Genomic DNA, 24622 nt, shown 5'->3' on the forward strand with positions numbered 1-24622 from the left:
CGCCTTGGAGCAGCTGATGACAACTAAAAAACACACAATAAATACCGTTAATAAAAAAAGTACAGACTTTTATATAAGTCTGTACTTACTTGTATTACTAACCCTAATTACCTTTACTAGTAATGCACTAGCAAGCTCAATTAAAGATCTTAAAAGACAACAAATAGACGAAATACTCTTTAACATTCATACCTATTACGTTGAAGATCTCACCTTACAAAATAGCCACCATATTAAATATAACAACCAGCAGTTTGAGCGTTTATATTCAAAACTCGACTCCTATTCTAAGTACTTAAATGAGTATGAGTTAGCCTCATTATTTGATAATACAAATGGTCGTTACACAGGTATTGGTATAGAAGTTAAGAACATAGACGAGAATATGACTATTGTTAACGTGGTTAATAATTCGCCCGCAAAAGCAGCAGGTATTTTACCAGGCGATATTATTGTAAGTGTAAACAACAACGCAGCTCAAAACCGTACTATCGACGAAGTAGCAACACTAATAAGAGACAGTGAATTTTCGAATATAGATATAATTGTAAATCGCGATAACAATAAAAACCCACTCACTTTTCATGTCACACGTCGCCAAATAAACCTCGAAAGTGTAACAAGCGAACTTTTAGATTTTGGAACTGGTTACATAGCTATCAATAACTTCTCTAACCACACATTACATGAAGTTGCACTACAAGTTGCCGCCCTGCAAAGCCATTTTGGCTACCCACTTAAAGGCTTAGTAATTGATTTACGTGATAACCCAGGGGGGACATTACAAAGCGCAGTGGCTGTATCAGACCTATTTTTACAAAGTGGCACTATAGTGACGACTAAAGGACGTTTTTACGATGCTAACCAAGCATTTTATGCAAAGCGTGGAGACATTCTAAAAAATGCGCCCATAGTTGTGCTTATAAACGAAAATTCTGCCTCTGCAGCCGAAATACTTGCAGCAGCACTTAAAGATAATAACCGAGCAACCATTGTTGGCAGCCAATCTTTTGGGAAAGGCTCTGTACAATCACTCATTCCACTCGGTGATGGCAATACCGCATTAAAGCTCACCACAGCGAAATACTTCACACCGTTAGGTAAATCGATTGATGGAATAGGAATAACCCCAGATGTGGCGGTTAATCAAACAAACCTTTCACAAAGTAATAAAGCCGTTATAATAAAAAATGAACACACTAACAATAATGCGCAATTACTTACTGGTAATCTAACCGATTTACAGTTGGTTAAAGCCAAACAATTACTCAGCATGCAATAGCTTGTATAAGCTGTATAAATAAAGCTAAAAAGATAATAAAAACTATAAACGTGAAAATAATAAAATGGCTAACATTAGCTATTTGTTTTAGCTCTGCAACAATTAGCGCCAAGCAAATAGCAATAGTGATAGACGATATAGGCTATCATCAACGGGACTTAGAGTTCCTTTCCTTACCTGGGCAATTGTCGTATTCAATTTTGCCCCATACCCCTTATTCGCAAATTTTTGCAACACTTGCCAGTCAATCAAATAAAGAGTTATTGCTTCATGTACCTATGCAAGCACTTAACGGTAAAGAACTAGGGCCTGGTGCGCTTACTTTAAATATGAATAAAGAGCAGCTTCAGCAAACTCTTGGAACAGCTCTCGCTAGTTTACCGCAAGTTAAAGGCGTTAATAACCACATGGGCTCAGCGCTTACACAAAAAAGCCAAGCTATGAAGTGGACAATGGAAGTACTTAAAAAGCGTCATTTATATTTTTTAGATAGTCGCACAACCGATTTGAGTCAGGCACAAAATGCCGCTAACTTTTTGGGTGTTGCTAATATTAGTCGCCAAGTGTTTTTAGACAACATAACTACACCAGAACAACTGCAGCTAAGGCTTGAAGAGTTAAAACAATTAGCCATTTCCCATAGCTTTGCCATTGCAATTGCTCATCCCTACCCTGAAACCATCGAATTTTTACGCCATGCCTTACCAGAGCTAACTAAGCAAGGTTTTGAACTCGTACCGGTTTCGCAATTAGTTGAACGTAAGTACATTCAGTTAGCGCATGCTGAGAGAAAGGGAGTGAGTGCTAGGTAATATAAGCTTTAAATAATGCTATATCCGAATAATAAACTAATACCAATTCGCTTAATTAAGTGGTCTATTTTGAGGGCGGAAAAACGTGTTGATAGCTAGGCAAAAAATTCACTATTCAGTTGTTCTAAATGAGACTTTTTTAACGCAGGTAGCGACACGTTTAGCCTCGCAAAATGATTAAGTATTATTGCGGATTGGTATAACCATTCGATAATGCAGAGTATCGGTATTACTTGATTAGATATTTTATCGTTGGGTTTCGCTTCGCTCAAACCAACCTACTCAAAAGCAAAAAGCCCCGCATTTTCATGCAGGGCTTTTTAAATTTTGCTGCTTGAGCAATATTAGCTCATAGCGCTTTGTAACTTTTTCATCGCTGTTTTTTCAAGCTGACGAACACGCTCAGCAGATACACTGTACTTTTGTGCAAGCTCCTGAAGGGTTGCTTTATCATCAGACAACCAACGTGCGCTAACAATATCTTGTGAACGTTCATCTAGTGTTTTAAGTGCGCTAAATAAACGAGTATGCGCTTGCTCTTTCCACTGCTCTTGTTCAACGTCGTCAGCTAAGTCTGCTGCGCCATCTGTTAAATACTGTACTGGAGAGTATGTACTTGTTGGTGCATCGTCGTTATCGTCACCAGTTAGGTCAAAGCCCATGTCTTGGCCGCTCATGCGCGATTCCATTTCACGTACTTCTTTTTCACTCACACCTAGCTCGCTAGCAACAGTGCTAACCTCAGCTTGGTTGAACCAGCCTAAACGCTTTTTGTTTTTACGAAGATTAAAAAACAATTTACGTTGCGCTTTAGTGGTTGCAACTTTAACTATGCGCCAGTTTTTAAGAACAAACTCGTGAATTTCGGCTTTAATCCAATGCACTGCAAACGACACTAAACGTACACCCACTGTAGGGTCAAAACGTTTAACCGCTTTCATCAGGCCTATATTACCTTCTTGAATAAGGTCAGCTTGTGGTAAGCCGTATCCCGAGTAGCTTTTAGCAATATGTGCTACAAAGCGTAAATGCGACATAATGAGTTGCTTGGCAGCACTAAGATCGCCTTCTTCCTGAAGTCTTTTAGCAAGTTCTTGCTCTTGTTCAACTTTAAGCATAGGAATAGTGCTTACCGCTTGAAGGTAACCGTCCATGCTTGCGCTTTGTTGTCCGACTGTAAGTGCCATTGCGTATAAATCTTTACTCATTTTTCACCTCGGTGATAAACATTTGAAACTATCTTAGCACTCTTTCTCTAAGAGTGCTAACCCCAATTTAAAACTTTTTAAAAGTATAAATCAAGCAGTTTTTAGTATGTGTTTAGTCTACTACAAGCGACTGAATAAGTGATGAATTGAGGGATTGCAGCCAATTAACCTAACCGCATCACCTTATTTACAACTCATTACTTTATGGGAGGATAGTACACAAATATGACAGTTTTAGTAACGGGAGGTACAACCCAGTCCGATACGTTACGCATATCAAGCTGGGTTGGTTCACTTATAGTTTGCAGGGTTTTTTATACTTTATCGGGTTCTATTTCTTTAATATATCGATTTACAGAAAGGTACGAGCCTACAAATCCTAAGCTTGTTGCAAGTAACACTAAAAAGCCGAGTTCATTAAGCGATAATCCTATTAACGAAAAACTTGTTTGATACACCCCCGCTACACTGCTCACAGCGCTTGAAAGCCACCACATCATCAGTCCTACGCATATAAAGGCAAACAAACCACCTATTACACCATACCAAATACCGGTCCACAAAAATGGGGCATGTATAAAGGTGTTCGTTGCGCCTACTAGCTTCATTACTTGTATTTCTTCTTTTTTATCCATGATCGACAAACGAATGGTGTTACCAATAATAAGTGTCACTGAGGTAAGTAGTAATAATGCGATAGTTATTACACTTTCTTTGAGTAAATCTAGTAATGCATTTAAACGCTCTAACCAGGCTATATCGAGCTTACCAAAATCAACTTCACGTTCACTTTCTAATTTAGTTAGCAGTACTTTAGCGGCATTTGGGTGTCTGTGACGTTTTGTTGGAGTAACGAGTACCACATCCGGTAATGGATTTTTATCTAAATACTCCAAAGCTTGCCCAAAGCCAGATACATCTTTAAATTCAGTTAATGCCTGTTGTTTTGAAATAAACTCAACACTTTCCACTTCTGGGTAAAGTGCTAAACGCTTTACTAATGTTTGCGTTTCTTGCTCGTTCATACTTTCTTTTACGAACAACGATATTTCACTCGCCTCTTCAAAGCCACTACTCACTTGCTGTACGTTTTTAACGACTAAGTAAAGTGTTGCAGGTAACGTTAGGCTCAAACCAAGTACAGCGATAGTCATCATAGACGCAAGCGGCGTGCGCCACATTTCACCTAAGCTATGCACACCTTGGCGAAAGATATTAATAATAAAAAAGTAACCGCCAGCTAATACTGATTTTTTTTGCTTGTCGTTACTATTTTGGCGACCTTTAAAAAGTAAACTCATAGTGCCCCCTCAGCAAGCGGGTCTTGAAGCATACGGCCATCTTTTAAGGTTAAGCTACGATACTTCATACGTGCAACCAAACCCAAATCATGCGTTGCGATAAGAACAGTGGTACCGTGTTTATTAAAGTCTTCAAACAACTTTAGTATTTCCATTGAAAGCTCTGGGTCAAGATTACCTGTTGGTTCATCAGCTAGTAAAATTGGTGGGGAGTTTACAATAGCTCTGGCAATACCAACTCGTTGCTGTTCGCCTCCAGAGAGCATAGAAGGATGACATTTCACTTTGTCAATTAGGCCTACCTTGTCAAGCGCGCCATGGACCCGTTTAGCTATTTGCTTATGGTGAGTCCCCTCAATAATGAGAGGTAATGCCACGTTATCAAAAATAGTGTAGCGCTCTAATAACCTATGGTTTTGAAAAATAATACCTATATCACGACGAGCATAAGGAATTTGACGCGAGTTTACTTTGTTTAAATCAACACCGTTGATAAATACACTACCTGCTGAAGGACGTTCCATTAAGCTAATTAACTTAAGCAACGTACTTTTACCCGCACCACTGTGGCCAGTTAAAAAGGCAAGTTCACCCGGTTTAATATGAAAATTAACTTTTTCGAGGGCGCGGTGCCCTCCAGGATAGGTCTTACTTACTTGCTGAAAATTTATCATCTTTTTATTATGCCAACTCCATTAACACATTAATGAAATTAGTATTCCTCGCAATTAAAAAGGGAGCTAGCTCCCTTTTTTGGTAAATTAAACGTCGTCCTCATCTTGGCTAAATAACGCATCAATAAAATCATCGCTTTTAAAAGCGCGTAAATCATCAATACCTTCACCAACACCAATGTAACGAATTGGAATATTAAACTTATCTGCAACCGCAAAAATAACACCACCCTTTGCAGTTCCATCAAGTTTTGAAAGCGTAATACCAGTTAAACCAACACATTGATTAAACAGGTTTACTTGGCTAATTGCATTTTGCCCTGTGCCTGCATCGATAGTTAACATCACTTCGTGCGGCGCATCAGGATCAATCTTTTTCATTACACGAGCTATCTTTTCAAGCTCTTGCATTAAATTATCTTTATTTTGCAAGCGCCCAGCTGTATCAGCAATTAACACATCTATATTACGTGCTTTAGCCGCTTGGAATGCATCAAACACAACTGATGCACTATCTGCACCTGTATGCTGTGCAATAACGGGAATGCTGTTACGTTCACCCCAAACCTGAAGCTGCTCAACAGCTGCCGCTCTAAACGTATCACCAGCAGCCAGCATAACCGACTTACCTTCGTTTTGAAATTGCTTAGCCATTTTACCAATAGTCGTTGTTTTTCCAACACCATTTACGCCTACCATTAAAATAACAAACGGCTTTTTATCTTCGCTTATGACTAAAGGCTGTTCTGCCGTTTTAAGCATCGCAGCCATTTCTTGTTTCATTAACTCATAAAGCGCATCACCATCTTTTAACTGTTTACGGTTCGCTGCATCAGTTAAACGATCAATCAACTTCATGGTGGTATCAACGCCTAAATCGGCGGTGAGTAATTGAGTTTCAAGATCTTCAAATAATTCGTCGTCTATTTTTTTTCCACTAAAAATAGACGCAAAACCAGAACCTATATTAACGCGAGTCTTTAACAAGCCTTTTTTAAGACGAGAAAAAAACCCTTCTTTTTTTGGCTTTTCGGCTTTTTTAGCTTCTTCAATTGCAAGTTCTGCTGTGATACGTTCTTGTTCTAAACGCTCATTTTCTGCTTCTTCAGCTGCAATACGTTCTTGCTCTAAACGCTCATTTTCTGCTTTTTCAGCCGCAAGGCGTTCTTGCTCTAAGCGTTCATTCTCTGCTTTTTCAGCAGCAAGGCGTTCTTGTTCTAAGCGTTCATTCTCTGCTTGTTCAGCTGCAAGGCGTTCTTGCTCTAAATGTTCATTCTCTGCTTTTTCAGCTGCAATACGTTCTTGCTCTAAACGCTCGTTTTCTGCTTTTTCAGCTGCAAGGCGTTCTTGCTCTAAGCGTTCATTCTCTGCTTTTTCAGCTGCAAGGCGTTCTTGCTCTAAACGCTCATTTTCTGCTTTTTCAGCTGCAAGGCGTTCTTGCTCTAAACGCTCATTCTCTGCTTTTTCAGCTGCAATACGTACTTGCTCTAAGCGTTCATTCTCTGCTTTTTCAGCCGCAATGCGTTCTTGCTCTAAAAGCATCTGCGCTTCTTGTTCTGCTAAGCGCTTCGCTTGCTCTTGCCTTTGAGCTTCAGCATCCGCTTGTTCTTTTGCTAATAACTCAGCATTCGCTTGCTCTATTGCAAGCTTTTCGGCTTTGATTGCCTCATCTTGTTTTTCAAGGCGTATTTGCTCTAGTCGCTCAGCCTCTACTTTTTCTGCCGCTAATCGTTCTTGCTCTAAGCGCATCTCTTTTTCTTGGTCGGCTAAACGGTGCGCATGTTCTTGTCTTTGCGCCTCGGCATCTGCTTGCTGTTTTGCAAGCAATTCAGCATTGGCCTGCTCAATGGCAATCTTTTCCGCGTTTTCAGCACGCTGGCGTTCTTGTTCTAAACGCTCTGTTTCAGCCTCTGCTTTTAACCGTTCAGCTTCAGCTTGCTCTTGCGCTAGTTTTTCTTGCTCTAGCTTCTGGGCCTCTTCTTGCGCTAATACTTGTTGTTTATCAGCTGCTGCTTTTTGCTCTGCTTCTTTTTTATCTGACTTGCCAAAACCGAGCCACGACATGAATTTACTTTTTTTTGTCATACTTGCTAATAACCACTTATAAAAATCTGATAAACTAAAATTTGAAATAGCTTGGCAATGCCCAGCAATAGTTGCTAATAAATACAACCATTCAAAACGTAAGTGTTTAATAGTAACACTTTTAATGCGGTTGAAAAATGAAGCTACACGTAATCGCCCATAATATTATCTGAGCTAGATACCATATACCATTTTTTAGTGAGCTAAATGAGAAAAAAAACAACGCAAAATAAAGCAGCTAACAAGCCCAGTGATGGCTTTATTAGAGTGATTAGTGGTCAATTTCGAGGCCGTAAACTCCCGGTTAAAAACGTAGAAGGCTTGAGACCTACTACTGATCGAATTAAAGAAACTGTATTTAATTGGCTAATGCAAGATACGCGTGACGCAAATGTACTTGATTGTTTTGCCGGTTCTGGTGGATTGGGATTTGAAGCGCTATCACGATATGCTAAAAGCGCTACATTTATCGAACTCGACTCATTAGCCGCTAAGCAATTAGAACAAAATATTAGCACTTTAAAGCTCGACAACGCATACGTTAAACATACTAATTCGCTCTCCTTTTTAGAGCAAAAAAACACAAACAAAGCCTTTAATCTTGTATTTGTTGACCCACCATTTCGTAAAGATTTAGCGCAAACAACCTGCGATTTATTAGAAAAAAACCAATGGTTAAGCAACGACGCATTAATTTATGTTGAAGTAGAGGCAGAGCTAGCCGCCTTAGAAACACCAACCAACTGGTTGTTAATTAAAGAAAAAAAGGCGGGACAAGTACTTTGCCAACTGTACCAGCGCCAAGCAAATTAATACTGTTTAACGTAATGCGTTTCTGTTAATATTGTCCTTTACATGTGGTGTTGCTTCGGATTACAATACCGCACCATTTTTGAACCACTTGATCAATGTTTGATCAACTTGAGCAACGCTCATAATTTAGGTAGGTGAATTTTTAATGCCAGTAATTAAAGTAAGAGAGAACGAACCGTTTGACGTAGCACTTCGTCGCTTCAAGCGTTCATGTGAAAAAGCAGGAATCCTTTCAGAAGTTCGTCGTCGCGAGCACTATGAAAAACCAACAGCTGAGCGTAAGCGTAAAAAAGCTGCTGCAGTTAAACGTCACATGAAAAAACTTTCTCGTGATAACGCTCGTCGCGTTAAATTATACTAATATATTAGGTCTTGTATAAATGAGCCTTTTAATAACGCTAAAAGATGCGCAAAAAGATGCGATGAGAGCTAAAGACAAGCAACGTCTTAACCCTATTCGTATGGTACTTGCTGCAATCAAGCAACGTGAAATTGACGAGCAAATAACGCTAGACGACGCAGGTATTACCTCCGTTATAGTGAAGCTTGTTAAACAACGTCGTGACTCTTACACTCAGTACAAAGATGCTGGGCGTGATGATTTAGCTGATATTGAAGCCAATGAAATAGTAGCGCTTGAAACTTTTTTACCTCAACAATTGAGTGAAGAAGAAATAATTGCTCTCATTGACGCGGCTATTGCTGATACTAATGCAGCAGGTATGCAAGACATGGGTAAAGTAATGGGTATAATCAAAAGCAAAGCTGAAGGTCGAGCCGATATGGGTAAGATTTCTGGTTTAATTAAGCAACGATTAACTGCCTAATACTCCCACATACATTAAAGTATGATTGAAGTAAACCGAGCCTAGCGCTCGGTTTCTTTGTTTTTAACTTTAATAAAAAGTACACCGATTAGGTTACTTTAAAATGAAATTTTTTATAGCTTCCCTATTTATTTCGCTGTCATTTTGGTAAGTTAAAGCACACTATATTTTGCATCAAGCAAGTATAAAAAAGTAAATTTCATATTCGTTCTTCTTCTTATTATTTCAGGACTGTATTTTACTAATGGCCGGAAAGATCCCACGTAACTTTATAGACGATTTACTTGCCAGAACCGATATTGTCGACCTGATAGACTCAAAAGTAGGTCTAAAAAAAGCAGGTAAGGATTATCAAGCTTGCTGCCCATTTCATAACGAAAAATCTCCCTCATTTACTGTATCGCAAGACAAACAGTTTTATCACTGCTTTGGGTGTGGCGCTAATGGTAATGCAATTTCGTTTGTAATGGAGTACGAAAAGCTAGAGTTTGTAGATGCTATTGAAGAAATAGCCAGCATGCTTAACTTAGAAGTACCTCGAGAACAAGGCGCAAATTCAGCACCAGAGCGTACGGCTGCGCAAAAGCGCTCCGATTACGACTTAATGCTTCATACTGCTCGCTTTTATCAGCACCAATTAAAACACCATAGTAATTCTGCTGCTGTTATTGAGTATGTTAAAGGCCGTGGTTTAAGCGGTGAAACTGTTAAAAAATTTATGATTGGCTACGCTCCCAGTGAATGGGATGGGCTATGCCTACAGCTTGGTCGTAATAAAGAACAAAAAGAGCAATTGGTTGAGCTAAAGCTAGCTTCAGAAAAAACACCAGGCAGACAATTTGATTTTTTTCGCGATCGCCTAATGTTCCCTATTCGCGATAAACGCGGACGCGTTATTGCATTTGGTGGGCGTGTAATGCAAGCCGACCAAGGGCCAAAATATCTAAACTCGCCAGAAACCCGAATTTTCCATAAAGGCTTTGAGCTTTATGGGCTTTACGAAGCAAAGCAAGCCCATAAAAAACTTGATCATGTAATGATTGTTGAAGGTTATATGGATGTTGTTGCCTTAGCTGAACAAGGGATTGAATATGCAGTTGCATCACTGGGGACAGCAACAACAAGCGAGCACATGCACACTTTATTTAGAACTACTGATAAAGTAATCTGTTGTTACGATGGCGACAGGGCTGGCCGTGACGCTGCTTGGCGGGCACTTGAAAATGCACTCCCTTATTTAAACGATGGTAAAGCACTACAATTTGCATTTTTACCAGATGGCGAAGACCCTGACTCGCTTGTACAAAAAGAAGGTAAGGAGCAATTCGAATTGCGCCTAAGCCAAGCAGATGACTTTACCAAAGTATTGTTTAATAAATTAAGCCAAGAGGTTGATTTAACACTCGATTCAGGAAAAGCTAAACTTCTTAGTGCAGCACTTCCACTAATTGAAAAAATTCCAAGTGAGTTTTATCAAGAAAACATTCTTGAACAATTAGGACGCTTAATTGGCAGAACGCGTGAGCAGTTGAATAGCCGTTTAAAAACGCCTAAACAACAACACTCTATTGAACGTAAATTTAAAATAACACCTATGCGCCAAGCTATCGGTATATTGATCCAGCACCCTAATTTAGCTAAAAGTGTGCCGTATTTACCTGAGCTTGCACAAATGAACATTGCTGGCATAGGGCTGTTATTACGATTACAAGAACAAGCTTTAGAAAAAGAAAATGTGACCACTGCGCAACTGCTCGAGTTTTTTCGAGGAACTGAAGATTACGAGCCATTAATCAAGCTTGCAACGTGGCAACATGAGATAAATGAAGAACGTTTAGAGACGGTTTTTAAAAATACTTTCAAATTTATTGAAGATCAGTGTTTAAATTATCGACTCGAGACCCTATTAATAAAGGACAAGACACAAGGCCTTAGTAGCGATGAAAGGCTTGAGTGTCATTTGTTAATGACAGCGTTAAAAGCGACTAACAGTTAGGGTCTGTTTATCTTTCGAGGTTAAGTTTACAGCAGTGTGTTTGGTATTTAGACAAGACAGAGCTTATGTAGTGTGGTTATTCCACATAAATAGGCGATAACGCAGCATAAATACCAAACACGCGCTGCCCTTTGGGTTCGACCCAAGGGAGGTTTACTCTTTGTTGCTCGGTTTTTACTTAGCCCACTAGGTTACAAACCTCGCGCCGCGATTAAACCACCCTTGGATAGAACAAACTTTAATCCTGAAAGACCAACAGACCCTAGTCAAAATTGATTTAAACTGTTATACTGTGCTATTCACTGCGTCACATTATTCTAGTTAGCTTTAATGCAAACTACATGATGGCGCCTGTTGTATCAACTTATCAGAGTGGAAGAAACAATCTCTATGGATCCAACTCCTCAGTCACAATTAAAACTTCTGATTCAGAAAGGTAAAGAGCAAGGCTACTTAACTTTTGCAGAAGTAAATGATCACCTTCCACAAGACATTATAGACTCAGATCAAGTAGAAGATATCATAAGCATGATTAATGACATGGGTATCAAGGTTAGCGAAAACGCGCCTGATGCTGATGAATTAATGATGCAAGAAACAACGACAGACGAAGACGCAGCTGAAGCTGCCGCTGCAGCCCTTGCGACTGTAGAAAAAGAAATCGGCCGTACAACGGATCCAGTTCGCATGTACATGCGCGAAATGGGTACTGTTGAACTTCTTACACGTGAAGGCGAAATTGTAATCGCTAAACGTATTGAAGAAGGCATTAATCAAGTACAGATTTCTGTTGCAGAGTACCCTGAAGCAATCACTTACCTACTAGAGCAGTGGGATAAGTTTGAAGCTGAAGAAATGCGTTTAAGCGATATTATCGCTGGCTTTATCGATCCTAATGAAGATACAGCGCCAATTTCAGCAACTAACATCGGTTCAGAATTAAGTGCTAAGCAACTTGAGGACGACGATAAAGATGACAAAGATGATGCTGATAGCGATGATGAAGATGAAGAAGAGATAGACACAGGGCCAGATCCTGAAGAAGCTCGTATTCATTTTGAAAATTTACGTGATTTATATAATAAAGCACGTGATACGTTTGAAGCTAAAGGTCGTTCGCATCCTGAATCACAAGCAGCCATTTTTGAAATTGGTGAGCTTTTCAGAACATTTAAATTAATACCTAAACAGTTTGACCGCATGGTAAATAACATGCGTGAAATGATGGATCGTGTTCGTGTTCAAGAACGCCTAATCATGAAGCAAGCTGTTCAAATTGCTAAATTACCAAAGAAAACATTCGTTAAGCATTTTGCTAATAACGAAACTGACGCTTCTTGGGTTGATTTAGAAATTTCAGGTAACGAAAAGTATTCAGCTAAACTTGAAGAAGTTAAGCCAGAAATCATTCGTAGCATTAATAAATTATCTGTTATTGAACAAACAACAGGTTTAAGCATTGAGCGTATTAAAGACATCAACCGTCGAATGAGCATAGGTGAAGCGAAAGCACGCCGTGCGAAAAAAGAAATGGTTGAAGCTAACTTACGTCTTGTAATCTCAATTGCTAAAAAATACACAAACCGTGGCTTACAATTCTTAGATTTAATCCAAGAAGGTAACATTGGTCTGATGAAAGCGGTTGATAAGTTTGAATATCGCCGTGGTTATAAGTTCTCTACTTATGCTACGTGGTGGATACGTCAAGCAATCACACGCTCTATTGCTGACCAAGCAAGAACAATCCGTATCCCTGTGCATATGATTGAAACGATTAATAAACTTAACCGTATCTCTCGTCAAATGTTACAAGAAATGGGTCGTGAGCCAAATCCAGAAGAATTAGCAGAACGCATGATGATGCCTGAGGATAAAATCCGTAAGGTACTTAAGATTGCTAAAGAGCCAATTTCAATGGAAACACCAATCGGTGATGATGAAGATTCTCACTTAGGTGACTTTATCGAAGATACAACTATTGATTCGCCAATCGATTCGGCAACAATGGAATCTCTTCGTGGCGCAACTAACGATGTACTTGCAGGCTTAACAGCTCGTGAAGCTAAAGTACTACGTATGCGTTTTGGTATTGATATGAATACCGACCACACCTTAGAAGAAGTAGGTAAACAGTTTGACGTAACACGTGAGCGTATTCGTCAAATAGAAGCGAAAGCGCTGCGTAAATTACGCCACCCTTCTCGCTCAGATTTACTGAAAAGCTTTTTAGACGCTAAATAATTTTAGCGCTACTATATAAACTAAAAAGGCCGCTATAGCGGCCTTTTTTCTATTTGAAGGAAATAACCATGGCTTGGATCCAAATTCGTATTAATGCCAATGCTGCAACAGCTGATGCCGTAAGCGATCTATTAATGGAAGCGGGTAGCGCTTCAGTAACCTTTATTGACGCAAAAGACACCCCTATCTACGAGCCTAAAATTGGCACCGTTGTGTTCTGGGCTGATACCACAGTTATTGGCCTGTTCGAAGCTAATCATGATATGAACGCAGTCGTTGCGTTATTGAAGCGCCATGATGAGCTAAAAGACAATTTAGTATACAAAATCGAGCAACTTGAAGATAAAGACTGGGAACGTGAATGGATGGATAACTTCCACCCTATTCAATTTGGCGAAAAACTATGGATTTGCCCAAGCTGGCGCGACATTCCTGACCCTGATGCTGTAAATGTATTGCTAGACCCTGGCCTTGCTTTTGGCACGGGTACGCATGCAACAACGGCCTTGTGCCTTAAATGGTTAGAAAGCCAAGATCTGACGGGTAAAACGGTTGTTGATTTTGGTTGTGGCTCAGGCATTTTAGGTATTGCAGCTATAAAACTAGGTGCAGAGCGTATGATTGGGATAGATATTGACCCTCAAGCGCTTGAAGCTAGCCTTGATAACGCGAACCGAAATGGTGTTGCAGACAAACTCGAAGTATACCTTCCAGAAAACCAACCTGAGTTTAGTGCAGATATAGTAGTGGCCAATATTTTAGCCCAGCCACTTCGCGAATTACATAGTGTGATTTTAGGGTTATTAAAGCCAGGTGGTAAAATTGCCATGTCAGGTATTTTAGAAGAACAAGCACAATCGGTTGCTGACATTTATGCACCGTTTATTGAACTAGATGACATTGCCGTTGAAGGTGATTGGACTCGAGTAAGTGGCACTAAAAAAGCGTAATAAATCGAACAATCAAATCTAGAGCATTAACTCAAAACATGCATGTAAAGCCTGTATTTAACAGGCTTTACTATTTTTTTACATATCAAAAAATTTTCTAGTTATCTTGTAAAAAATAAAATCTGTATGAATTTCAAACAAATCAACCTACTTGTCATGTGGTTATCAAATGTCAATACGAAAAGGGCAAAAAAAAGTTACTTTTGTTCAATTTATAGCCTTTGATTTTTGTGAAAAAAACCGTAAACTTAGCGCCCCTTGAAAAGAGGCCTATTGAATATAGTGCGTATCGGTAAATACCAACTTGAGAATAATGTAATTGTCGCGCCAATGGCAGGCATTACAGACAGACCATTCAGACAACTTTGTCGACGCTTAGGTGCGGGCTTAGCTGTGTCTGAAATGCTATCGTCAAATCCTAAGGTTTGGAAAACAGAAAAGTCGATGAACCGTATGGATCACAGCGGTGAGTCGGGTATACGCGCGGTGCAAATTGCAGGAGCAGATCCTGAGCTTATGGCGCAGGCCGCACAATTCAATGTTGCTAATGGTGCACAGATCATAGATATCAATATGGGGTGCCCAGCAAAAAAAGTGAACAAGAAACTCGCAGGCTCTGCCTTATTACAGTTTCCTGAACTTGTGGAAGAGATTATTGATGCAGTTGTTAATGCTGTTGATATACCTGTGACACTTAAAATCCGTACAGGATGGGATCCGGATAACCGTAATGGTGTAGAGATTGCGAGAATAGCTGAACGTTATGGCATTGCATCACTTGCTGTACATGGGCGTACGCGCGCATGTATGTACAAAGGTGATGCTGAGTACGCCACGATTAGGGATATAAAACGTTCAGTGTCGATTCCTGTAGTTGCCAATGGTGATATTACATCACCAGAAAAAGCAAAACAGGTTTTAGACTATACGGGTGCAGATGCCATTATGATTGGCCGAGCCGCCCAAGGTCGCCCTTGGATATTTAGGGAGATAGACCACTATTTGCGAACTGGGGAACATTTACAGCCACCTGCTATTGCAGAGGTGCGCAGTATATTAATGGAGCATTTAACAAACCTCCATATGTTTTACGGTGAGCCAATGGGAGCGCGAATTGCTCGCAAACATGTATCTTGGTATTTGCAAACCCATGACAGTGATGGTCAGTTTAGGCGAGTATTTAATGCGCTCGACAACCCACAGGCACAGGTCGTCGCATTAGAGCAATACTTTAAAACACTAGCAGCTAACTAAGAAAGAAAGAGACTTAATAATGTTCGAACAAAACGTGACTTCTCCATTTATCACTAACCCTCATGTTCAGTCACACGAGAAACCGCAGCCATTGCGTGATGCAGTAAAAAAAGCTGTTCACCACTATTTAAAGCAGCTTAACGGTCAAGATGTGCAAGACGTTTACGACCTTGTTCTTTCAGAGCTAGAAGCGCCATTACTTGAAGAAGTAATGACATATACACGTGGTAACCAAACTCGTGCAGCAATTTTACTAGGTATCAACCGTGGTACTTTACGTAAAAAGCTTAAAAAATACGGCATGAACTAATACCAATTATATTGAAAGCGTAAGTATTCTAACGAGCTAAACAAGCCCATAACGTCGTTAAAAGTTTTTTATGTAGAATAACTACACTGCAAAATTTTTGCCTTGTTATAGACTTGTTTTTCTATCGTTATTACTACTTACTAATCCAATACAACTGGTATTATGCAAAAAAAGCACCTTAAGGTGCTTTTTTTATGCCTACAGTTTATTAACTAAATTGCAAAATGCTCACGCTTATTGAGCCTTTATAAGTCGTTTTTTGAGTAGTAATCAGTTAAAATGCCCGCTTCTAAGCTAGCTCATTAACTGAGGAAATCAAACTACAATGGATACTCATCGTCCCATTCGTCGCGCACTATTAAGTGTGTCTGATAAAACCGGTATTGTTGAATTTGCCCGCGCACTTGAAGCGCAAGGCGTTGATATTTTATCAACTGGCGGCACATGTAAACTACTTGCTGATAACGCCATAAAAGTGACTGAAGTATCAGATCACACAGGCCACCCTGAAATCATGGATGGTCGCGTAAAAACCCTTCACCCAAAAATTCACGGCGGTATATTAGCCCGTCGCGGACAAGATGAAAGCGTAATGGCAGATAACAACATTTCTGCTATCGACATAGTTGTAGTTAACTTATACCCCTTTGCGAATACAGTCGCTCAAGAAAACTGCAGCCTTGAAGATGCCATTGAAAACATTGATATTGGCGGCCCTACAATGGTTCGTGCAGCAGCTAAAAACCACAAAGATGTAACAATCGTGGTAAACGCGAGCGACTACGACCGTGTTATTAGCGAAATGCAAAACAACAATGGTTCAACAACGTACAAAACACGTTTTGATTTAGCGATTGCCGCCTACGAGCACACTGCACAATACGATGGCATGATTGCTAACTACTTCGGTAAAATGGTGCCTGATTACACCGAGGAAGCTGCTGTAGAGACTAAATTCCCACGTACTATCAATATGCAGTTCACTAAAAAGCAAGATATGCGTTACGGTGAAAACTCACATCAAGATGCTGCTTTTTATGTTGAAAATGACATTGCTGAAGCATCAGTTGCAACAGCAACTCAATTGCAAGGTAAGGCACTTTCGTTTAACAACATTGCAGATACCGATGCAGCACTTGAATGTGTTAAAGAATTTGACGTACCTGCGTGCGTAATTGTAAAACATGCTAATCCGTGTGGTGTTTCAATTGGCGACAATATTCTACAAGCATACGAGCGCGCTTTTAAAACAGACCCTACATCAGCATTTGGTGGCATTATTGCCTTTAACCGAGAGCTAGATGCAGCAACTGCACAAGCAATTGTTGACCGTCAGTTTGTTGAAGTAATTATTGCACCTAGTATTTCGAGCGACGCTGCAAAAATTGTTGAAGCTAAAAAGAACGTGCGCCTATTAGAGTGTGGACAGTGGACAGGTAAAGCCGCAGGCCAAGATATTAAACGCGTTAACGGCGGTATTTTAGTTCAAGACCGCGACTTAGGCATGGTAACGCAAGGCGACTTAAAAGTTGTTTCTAAGCGCCAGCCTTCTGAGCAAGAACTTAAAGATTTACTGTTTTGCTGGAAAGTAGCTAAGTTTGTTAAATCAAACGCAATTGTTTATGCCCGTGACGGTATGACCATTGGTGTGGGCGCAGGCCAAATGAGTCGCGTATACTCAGCTAAAATTGCAGGTATAAAAGCCGCCGACGAAAACCTTGAAGTTAAAGGTTCAGTTATGGCGTCTGACGCATTCTTCCCATTCCGTGATGGCATTGACGCAGCCGCAGCAGCTGGCATTACTGCGGTAATTCAGCCTGGAGGCTCAATGCGTGATGAAGAAGTGATTGCAGCTGCTGATGAAGCTGGCATGGCAATGGTACTAACTGGTATGCGCCATTTCCGCCACTAATCACACAAAGGGTTAAACGTTGGTTTAACCCTTTTTGTTTGCTATAAATTCACGTATTCTGATTATTCAATAACCTATTTAAAATTATAATGTGAAGGAACAAACAATGAAATTTGCGCTAAAATCGCTACTTGTAGCCACACTAACAATGACATCGACTATGGCGCTTAGCCATAACCACGAATCAAGCCTTGAACATGCACTTCAATCAAGCGAACGCAGTGCTAAAAACAGCGCTCGTGATGAATATCGTCACCCAGCTCAAACACTTGCATTTTTTGGCTTTAAACCAACCATGACAGTTGTTGAAATTGCACCCGGTGGTGGTTGGTATAGTGAAATTTTAGCGCCAGCATTAAAAAAGCAAGGCACTTATTATGCCGCGCACTTTCCTGCTGATTCATCAGTTGGCTACTACCAACGCTCTCTTGCAGGCTTTAAACAAAAAGTAGCTGAAGATGAGCGCTTTAGTAGCGTTAAAATTACTGAATTTGCACCTGTAACACATTTAGATATTGCACCAGCTGGCAGTGCCGATATGGTTTTAACATTTCGTAATGTACATAACTGGTATATGGGCAAAGATAAAAGCGGTGCATTAAGTGCATTCCAAGCTTTTTATAAAGCCCTTAAACCAGGTGGTACATTAGGTTTAGTTGAACACCGTTTAGCTGAAGAGCGTGCTGATGAAGATCAAAAAACATCAGGTTATATGAAGCAGAGCTACGTAGTAGACCTTGCTGAACAAGCTGGGTTTGAATTAGTAGCAAGCAGTGAAATAAATGCAAATCCAAAAGATACAGCCGATCACCCTAAAGGTGTATGGACGCTACCACCAAGCTTAAGACTCGGCGAACAAGATGCTGACAAATATAAAGCCATTGGTGAAAGCGACCGCATGACGCTGAAATTTAAGAAACCGCTTTAAATAGGAATTTTCGCCATGAATGTTTTAGTCATTGGCAGCGGCGGCCGCGAACACGCACTTGCGTTTAAAGCCGCTCAAAACACCAAAGTAAATACTGTATTTGTAGCCCCTGGTAATGCAGGTACTGCACTTGAACCAAAACTTGAAAACGTAGCAATAAACGTTGACGACTTAGATGGTTTACTTAGTTTTGCACAGCAAAATAAGGTAGAGCTTACTATTGTAGGTCCAGAAATACCGTTAGTACTGGGTGTTGTTGATAAGTTTCGTGAGCATAACATGGCTATTTTTGGACCAACGGCGGGCGCAGCTCAGCTTGAAGGTTCGAAATCGTTTACTAAAGACTTTTTAGCACGTCATAAAATCCCAACTGGCGACTACCAAACGTTTGAACAGATTGAGCCTGCCCTTGCTTATTTAAAAGAGAAAGGCGCGCCAATTGTTGTAAAAGCAGATGGTTTGGCTGCGGGTAAAGGCGTAATTGTAGCCATGACGGAGGCCGATGCCGAAGAAGCGATTCGCGATATGCTTGCGGGTAATGCTTTTGGCGATGCGGGAAGTCGTGTTGTTATTGAAGAGTTTTTAGACGGTGAAGAAGCGTCTTTCATTGTAATGGTTGATGGTAAAAACGTATTACCATTTGCAACAAGCCAAGATCATAAACGCGCTTACAATGGCGATGCGGGTCCTAACACGGGTGGCATGGGTGCATACTCACCTGCGCCAGTTGTTACTGATGAAATCCACCAGCGTATTATGAACGAAGTGATCTACCCTACGGTAGAAGGCATGGCAAGCGAAGGCCATCCGTACACCGGCTTTTTATATGCAGGTTTAATGATTGACGAAACAGGCACCCCTAAAGTAATTGAGTACAATTGTCGCTTTGGCGATCCTGAAACTCAACCAATGATGCTACGTTTGCAATCAGATTTGGTTGAATTGATTGAAGCTGCTAACCGTGTAGAACTTGATAAAACAACAATTGAGTTTGACCCACGCGCAGCCGTTGGTGTTGTAATTGCCGCTAAAGGCTACCCTGGTGATTACCCTAAAGGTGACGCTATTTCGGGGCTAAAAGTGGATTACCCTGCAGGTGAAAAAGTGTTTCATGCGGGTACTAAACAAAGTGGCAATGACGTTGTAACCGCAGGCGGTCGCGTATTATGCGCAACAGCACTTGGTAACACTGTTACGCAAGCGCAGCAACGCGCCTATGAGCTTGTTAAACAAATTAGCTGGGATGGTATGGAATATCGTACAGATATAGCTTACCGTGCTATTGCACGCGAGCAATAGCCTATAATACCTATTCATTGGTATAACCAATTAATTTAACTAAAAAAGCGCAGTTTCCCTGCGCTTTTTTAGTGCTACACTAATTAAAAGGTTTTTTAAAAGTAAATTAACGTTGGAACTAAGAACTTTACGTTACCATGCAATTGCTGTTGCCATACTGATTTTTATATTTTTTATAATCAGTACATTGGCATCAAACTTAGTCGTGCCTACACGATATACAATTGATAAAACGGCTCCAATGTACCTCGATTACGCCTACTATATTGACGAAACCAAAACTAAAACATTCGATACCATCATTAACCAACCTGAATTACTTACTCATCAACCATTTTCAGATGTTCCATGGAGCTTTAGCCAACAAAATTATTGGTTGTTTCTTGATTTAGAAAATAAAAGTCTTAACAAGCAAAATGTTGTAGCACATTTTGACAACCCTATGGTCGATCACCTTACGGTTTATCGCCTCGATAAAAATAACAAACTAATTGAAACATACAAACTCGGCGATAAAGAAGAAGCCCTCTCTTTGTTTGAATACAGCGTACCGCATATTCGCTTTTTAGTAGAAAGAAAATCATCACAACGCCTAGTAATAAAAATAGACACAATAGGCATAAGTAAAACACCTGTAAACTTGTATCGTGATAAAGAGTTTATTGACTTAGTGCGCTCTCAAACTGGGATCTGGGGTATTTTTGTAGGCGTGCTATTGATGGCTGCACTTTATAACTTGGTGCTTTATTTTGGTATAAAAGACCGTGTTTATTTAATTTATATTGGCTACATCGTCAGCGCTATTACGCTAATGGGTGCAGTACTGGGCTTTGGTTTTTATTTATGGCCTAAGCAATGGCAGCTCTTTATTCACGAACAAATTGTGTTTAGTAATTATGGGGTCGCCTTTTTCACCCTTGCTTTTTGCACCATGTTTTTGCGCTATCATAAAGATAAGTGTTGGCGTTACAAAATGAGCGTAGCTCTACTTTGGCTTATGTTTACTCTTGCTGTATGTAGCTTGTTTATTCCTGAAAATATAGCGGCTCCTATATTTTTTGGTGTAATGGTACTGCTTTATATTACCTGTATTATTTTAATATATAACAAGTTACGCAGTGGTTTTAGGTGGGCTAAGTTTTATGTTTTATCATGGATACCGCTAATTTTTGGTGCGGCAATTCAGCCTATGGAACTCACTGGTGTTTTACCGTATACCTTTGCAACCCGCCATGCCTTTTTAGTCGCTATTTTGTGTGAAGTTATTTTAATGGCGATGGCATTAGCAGACAGGGTAAGGTATCAGCGAGAACGTGCGCTTTATCATGCCACGCATACACAACAAACACGATTACTTAATAGCTCCAAGCTAAAACAAGCATTTATGGCACTACAGAGCCAAAACCGCTCAACAACGTTGTGTTTAATAAAAATACGTCACTTTAATTCACTTAATACGATTATTACCTCTTCTCAGGGCTACACACTTATAAAGCATATAGCCAAAGAGCTTGAATTAGAACTCAGCCATGAACGTGAATTTACAAACCTCGAAACAGATTTAAACACCAGTCCTCGCTTAGCCGATTTAAGCAGTGGTGTATTTGCCTGTATTTCTACAAAAACGCAAAACCAAGAAATGCTAGAAGCACTACTGACTAAAATAATTAGTAGCCTACCAAAACAATATGAAATTAAAGGGCTAAACCTGCAGCTTAGTTACAGTATAGGTATTAGTAGTGCAGGCAAGAGTAACGACTTTGAATATTGGTTAAAGCGTGGTTATTTAGCGCTTAAAAAAGCAAAAGGTAGCGTTAATCAAGTTGGGTCATCGTCAAACGGTAATAATCTGATGATGGACGTTGCTCTAGCCGCTAAGCTGCAACAAGCAATCAAAACAAATCAACTGGCGCTTTATTACCAACCTCAAATAAACTTATTAAGTAACCACGTAAGTGGTGCTGAAGCTTTATTACGTTGGCCCGACCCAACTTACAGCAACTTATCAATTGAAGAGCTAATAATACTTGCTGAACACACAGGTATTATTAACGAGCTAACACTGTGGGTAATAGAGCAAGCCTGTAAAGACATAGTTGAGCTTACAAAAAATGGCTATAACGAGCACACAATTAGCGTAAATTTAAGTGCTAAAAACTTAACCATAAATAACTTAGCCGAAAAAGTAGAAAATATTTTAATTAAATACCAAGTGCCGGCACACTTACTTAAATTTGAACTAACCGAATCGGCCTTCGTAGATAGTCAAGATGCACTTATAAAGTTAGTTGATGAGTTAACCGCATTAGGTATTAAAGTGGTACTGGATGACTTTGGGACAGGCTACGCGTCACTTAGCTACTTAGTTAATTATCACTTTAGTGAGCTTAAAATAGATAAGTCATTTGTTTTTGATTTGCCTAATAACCCAACTCACCAAGTTATTGTACAAACAGCCATTGATATGGCGCATAACCTCAATTTATCAATAACAATTGAGGGGGTAGAAACCCAAGAAATCCATCACTTGCTCAAAGATATGAACGCTGATTCCGCCCAAGGTTATTTATACGCAAAAGCACTGCCTTACACCGACTATTTACACTTCTTAAAAAGCCAATATAGCTTAAAAATGTTAGACTCCTCTTTTTAACATCTTTAGGGGCCAAGTAAAGATGCAAGGCACACTGCGTAAACTAAAATCGAGCTTAACCGAACCAGTACAATATCACTTACCTGTAGGTGAACACTTAGTAGACTTAAATGCATTTATAGGTAAGGAGCTTACGCTTACCTTTAGTGGCACTATTTTATGTTCTAACTGCGGTAAAAAAACCAAAAAAAGCTATTCTCAAGGTCACTGTTTTGTATGTATGCGCAAGCTTGCTAGTTGCGATATGTGCATAATGAAACCAGAAACCTGCCACTACGATCAAGGCACTTGCCGAGAGCCGCAGTGGGGCGAAGAAAACTGCATGATCCCACACTATGTGTATCTCGCTAACACCTCAGGTTTAAAGGTAGGTATTACCCGCCACACACAAATACCGACTCGCTGGGTTGATCAAGGCGCCACTCAGGCATTACCTATTTTTAAAGTGCAAACTCGCCTGCAATCTGGTTTAGTAGAAGTTGCATTGGCTGAATTTATTGCCGACAAAACTAATTGGCGCAATATGCTAAAAGGTCAAAACGACGCAATTGACTTAAAAGCAGCGGCAGCCGAGCTGATCCCACAAATTAGTGAAAAGCTAAACGAGCTCAGTGAATTATTTGGCGCAACCGCAATAGAGCAACTTGATGAAGATGTGGTTGATTTAAACTTTCCAGTAACCGAATACCCAACAAAAATCAGCTCATTTAACTTTGATAAAGACCCTGTTGTAAGTGGTGTTTTACAAGGTATTAAAGGTCAGTACTTAATCTTTGAAAAAGGCGTTATTAATATACGTAAATTTACGTCTTATGAAGTAACCGTAGGCTAACGGGCCATGTTAAACAGCTACCCACAATTATTGGTTATTTATAATGAGCTTGAGATAGCCCATAACCAACAAGAGCAACAAGAGTGCTTGCACAGCGTTACGCAAAGTGAGCTAAGCGATGTGCGAGTACTTAACAAGCAAGGTGACTACCTTAATTTACAAGGCACTGTTTGCCCTAAATTGAATGGCGAGCAACTAGCACAGCTTGTTACAGCTTACTTATTAAATGAAGGGCAATGCTGCCTTGGTAAAATCAAAACCCTAAGTACTGCGCAGGCGTTTGATTTACTAGGGCTATAAACACTCTCTTTATTTAAACCTCAGTAAGCACTTTTATATGCGCTACAGCACTGCGACCTAAAGCTGATAGCGCATAGCCACCTTCTAAATACGAAATAACCCCTTTACAACCGCCCTCTTTAGCAACGCCACATAGTTGCTCGGTAAGCCAAGTATAGTCATCTTCAACAAATTTTAAGCTTGCCATATCATCTTCTAGGTGAGCATCGAACCCTGCGCTTATAAAAAGTAATTCAGGTTTAAACGCTTTTAATTTTGGTAGCCATTGCCCAGTAAACACCTCTTTTAAATCGTCGCCATTACTGGCAATTGGCAGAGGTGAATTAACTATATGGCTATTATTTTTAACCGCTGTATTTGGATAAAACGGATACTGAAATAACGAACAAAGCAGTACATTTTCGTCATCAATAAAAATATCTTGCGTGCCATTACCGTGGTGTACATCAAAATCCGCAATAGCAATGCGCTTAACCCCTTTGCTTTGTGCGTACTTAACAGCAATAGCTAAGTTATTAAACACACAAAACCCAGATGATGAGTTTTTATTAGCGTGATGCCCTGGCGGGCGTACTGAGCAAAAAGCAGCATCGAGTTTATCGGCAAGTATTTCATCAACCGCTAACAATCCTGCACCTACTGCCCGCTCAATCGCTTTAAACGAATCGGGGCACAGCCACGTATCGCCATCTAAATTAGCGAGCCCTTCTGTTGGTAGCGTATTTTCTACGTGTTTAAGTAAAGCTTCATCGTGAGCAAGTAAATAATGCTCACGCTCGGCCTTGGGTGCTTGTAGGTGTGTTAAGCCAACATCTACGCCGCTGGCAAGTAATCGGTCTGTTATGGCATCTAGACGTTCTGGGCACTCGGGGTGGTCGTCTATCATTTTATGCTTACGGCAATGAGGATGAGAAATAACAGCGGTACGCATAAAAAGTCCCTTAC

Annotated in this window: 21 protein-coding genes; 16 read left to right on the forward strand and 5 right to left on the reverse strand. The window is 40.1% G+C overall.

Features of this window, described 5'->3' with window-relative positions; genetic code table 11:
• Positions 1-16: 16 nt before the first annotated feature.
• Positions 17-1282: a S41 family peptidase gene (locus H5088_RS03825; RefSeq protein WP_182752232.1), complete on the forward strand. Its 1266-nt coding sequence runs from the start codon at positions 17-19 to the stop codon at positions 1280-1282.
• A 50-nt stretch (positions 1283-1332) separates the two neighbouring features.
• Positions 1333-2094: a divergent polysaccharide deacetylase family protein gene (locus H5088_RS03830; RefSeq protein ID WP_182720031.1), complete on the forward strand. Its 762-nt coding sequence runs from the start codon at positions 1333-1335 to the stop codon at positions 2092-2094.
• A 344-nt stretch (positions 2095-2438) separates the two neighbouring features.
• Here the strand turns inward: H5088_RS03830 and rpoH are convergent, their stop codons facing one another.
• The 4 genes from rpoH to ftsY all read right to left on the reverse strand — a co-directional run bounded on the left by rpoH (position 2439) and on the right by ftsY (position 7362).
• Positions 2439-3302: an RNA polymerase sigma factor RpoH gene (gene rpoH, locus H5088_RS03835; RefSeq protein ID WP_002957791.1), complete on the reverse strand. Its 864-nt coding sequence runs from the start codon at positions 3300-3302 to the stop codon at positions 2439-2441.
• A gap of 314 nt (positions 3303-3616) precedes the next feature.
• Entirely contained in the window at positions 3617-4603 is a 987-nt protein-coding gene (gene ftsX / locus H5088_RS03840; protein ID WP_002957792.1) for a permease-like cell division protein FtsX, read from the reverse strand.
• Positions 4600-5277: a cell division ATP-binding protein FtsE gene (gene ftsE / locus H5088_RS03845; protein WP_002957793.1), complete on the reverse strand. Its 678-nt coding sequence runs from the start codon at positions 5275-5277 to the stop codon at positions 4600-4602. The genes ftsX and ftsE overlap by 4 nt, the downstream gene beginning before the upstream one ends.
• A gap of 87 nt (positions 5278-5364) precedes the next feature.
• Complete coding sequence (gene ftsY, locus H5088_RS03850) at positions 5365-7362, reverse strand: signal recognition particle-docking protein FtsY (RefSeq protein ID WP_182752233.1); 1998 nt, start codon at positions 7360-7362, stop codon at positions 5365-5367.
• Positions 7363-7569: 207 nt separating this feature from the next.
• Here ftsY and rsmD point away from each other — a divergent pair, with 207 nt between their 5' ends.
• The 14 genes from rsmD to H5088_RS03920 all read left to right on the forward strand — a co-directional run bounded on the left by rsmD (position 7570) and on the right by H5088_RS03920 (position 23677).
• Entirely contained in the window at positions 7570-8175 is a 606-nt protein-coding gene (rsmD, locus tag H5088_RS03855) for a 16S rRNA (guanine(966)-N(2))-methyltransferase RsmD (protein ID WP_182720029.1), read from the forward strand.
• A 145-nt stretch (positions 8176-8320) separates the two neighbouring features.
• Positions 8321-8536 (forward strand): 30S ribosomal protein S21, encoded by a 216-nt coding sequence (gene rpsU / locus H5088_RS03860; RefSeq protein WP_002957797.1) that lies wholly within the window; start codon positions 8321-8323, stop codon positions 8534-8536.
• A 19-nt stretch (positions 8537-8555) separates the two neighbouring features.
• Positions 8556-9002 carry a GatB/YqeY domain-containing protein gene (locus H5088_RS03865; RefSeq protein WP_007376027.1) on the forward strand — a complete coding sequence of 149 codons (447 nt, stop codon included), beginning with the start codon at positions 8556-8558 and terminating at the stop codon, positions 9000-9002.
• Positions 9003-9246: 244 nt separating this feature from the next.
• Positions 9247-10998, forward strand: coding sequence for a DNA primase (gene dnaG / locus H5088_RS03870; RefSeq protein WP_165744708.1), 1752 nt, complete (start codon positions 9247-9249; stop codon positions 10996-10998).
• Between the two features lie 390 nt (positions 10999-11388).
• The gene (rpoD, locus tag H5088_RS03875) at positions 11389-13239 is read left to right on the forward strand and encodes an RNA polymerase sigma factor RpoD (protein ID WP_154903596.1); all 1851 of its coding nucleotides are present in this window, start codon (positions 11389-11391) and stop codon (positions 13237-13239) included.
• Between the two features lie 68 nt (positions 13240-13307).
• Positions 13308-14189, forward strand: a complete 882-nt coding sequence (prmA, locus tag H5088_RS03880; protein ID WP_002957801.1) for a 50S ribosomal protein L11 methyltransferase — start codon at positions 13308-13310, stop codon at positions 14187-14189.
• Between the two features lie 282 nt (positions 14190-14471).
• The gene (dusB, locus tag H5088_RS03885; protein WP_024603689.1) at positions 14472-15443 is read left to right on the forward strand and encodes a tRNA dihydrouridine synthase DusB; all 972 of its coding nucleotides are present in this window, start codon (positions 14472-14474) and stop codon (positions 15441-15443) included.
• Between the two features lie 19 nt (positions 15444-15462).
• Complete coding sequence (gene fis / locus H5088_RS03890) at positions 15463-15753, forward strand: DNA-binding transcriptional regulator Fis (protein WP_002957804.1); 291 nt, start codon at positions 15463-15465, stop codon at positions 15751-15753.
• Positions 15754-16078: 325 nt separating this feature from the next.
• Positions 16079-17665: a bifunctional phosphoribosylaminoimidazolecarboxamide formyltransferase/IMP cyclohydrolase gene (gene purH / locus H5088_RS03895; RefSeq protein WP_024603688.1), complete on the forward strand. Its 1587-nt coding sequence runs from the start codon at positions 16079-16081 to the stop codon at positions 17663-17665.
• A gap of 106 nt (positions 17666-17771) precedes the next feature.
• Positions 17772-18593 (forward strand): class I SAM-dependent methyltransferase, encoded by an 822-nt coding sequence (locus H5088_RS03900; RefSeq protein WP_182752234.1) that lies wholly within the window; start codon positions 17772-17774, stop codon positions 18591-18593.
• Positions 18594-18608: 15 nt separating this feature from the next.
• Positions 18609-19892, forward strand: a complete 1284-nt coding sequence (purD, locus tag H5088_RS03905; protein ID WP_182736988.1) for a phosphoribosylamine--glycine ligase — start codon at positions 18609-18611, stop codon at positions 19890-19892.
• A gap of 112 nt (positions 19893-20004) precedes the next feature.
• Positions 20005-22545, forward strand: a complete 2541-nt coding sequence (locus H5088_RS03910) for an EAL domain-containing protein (protein ID WP_182752235.1) — start codon at positions 20005-20007, stop codon at positions 22543-22545.
• Positions 22546-22567: 22 nt separating this feature from the next.
• Positions 22568-23377: a DUF2797 domain-containing protein gene (locus tag H5088_RS03915; RefSeq protein ID WP_024597548.1), complete on the forward strand. Its 810-nt coding sequence runs from the start codon at positions 22568-22570 to the stop codon at positions 23375-23377.
• 6 nt (positions 23378-23383) lie between these two features.
• Positions 23384-23677 carry a hypothetical protein gene (locus H5088_RS03920; protein WP_002957811.1) on the forward strand — a complete coding sequence of 98 codons (294 nt, stop codon included), beginning with the start codon at positions 23384-23386 and terminating at the stop codon, positions 23675-23677.
• 13 nt (positions 23678-23690) lie between these two features.
• Here the strand turns inward: H5088_RS03920 and H5088_RS03925 are convergent, their stop codons facing one another.
• Positions 23691-24608, reverse strand: a complete 918-nt coding sequence (locus tag H5088_RS03925; protein ID WP_182752236.1) for a histone deacetylase family protein — start codon at positions 24606-24608, stop codon at positions 23691-23693.
• Positions 24609-24622: the final 14 nt, after the last annotated feature.

It is taken from the genome of Pseudoalteromonas sp. SR43-3, assembly GCF_014163875.1.
Lineage (GTDB): Bacteria > Pseudomonadota > Gammaproteobacteria > Enterobacterales > Alteromonadaceae > Pseudoalteromonas > Pseudoalteromonas distincta.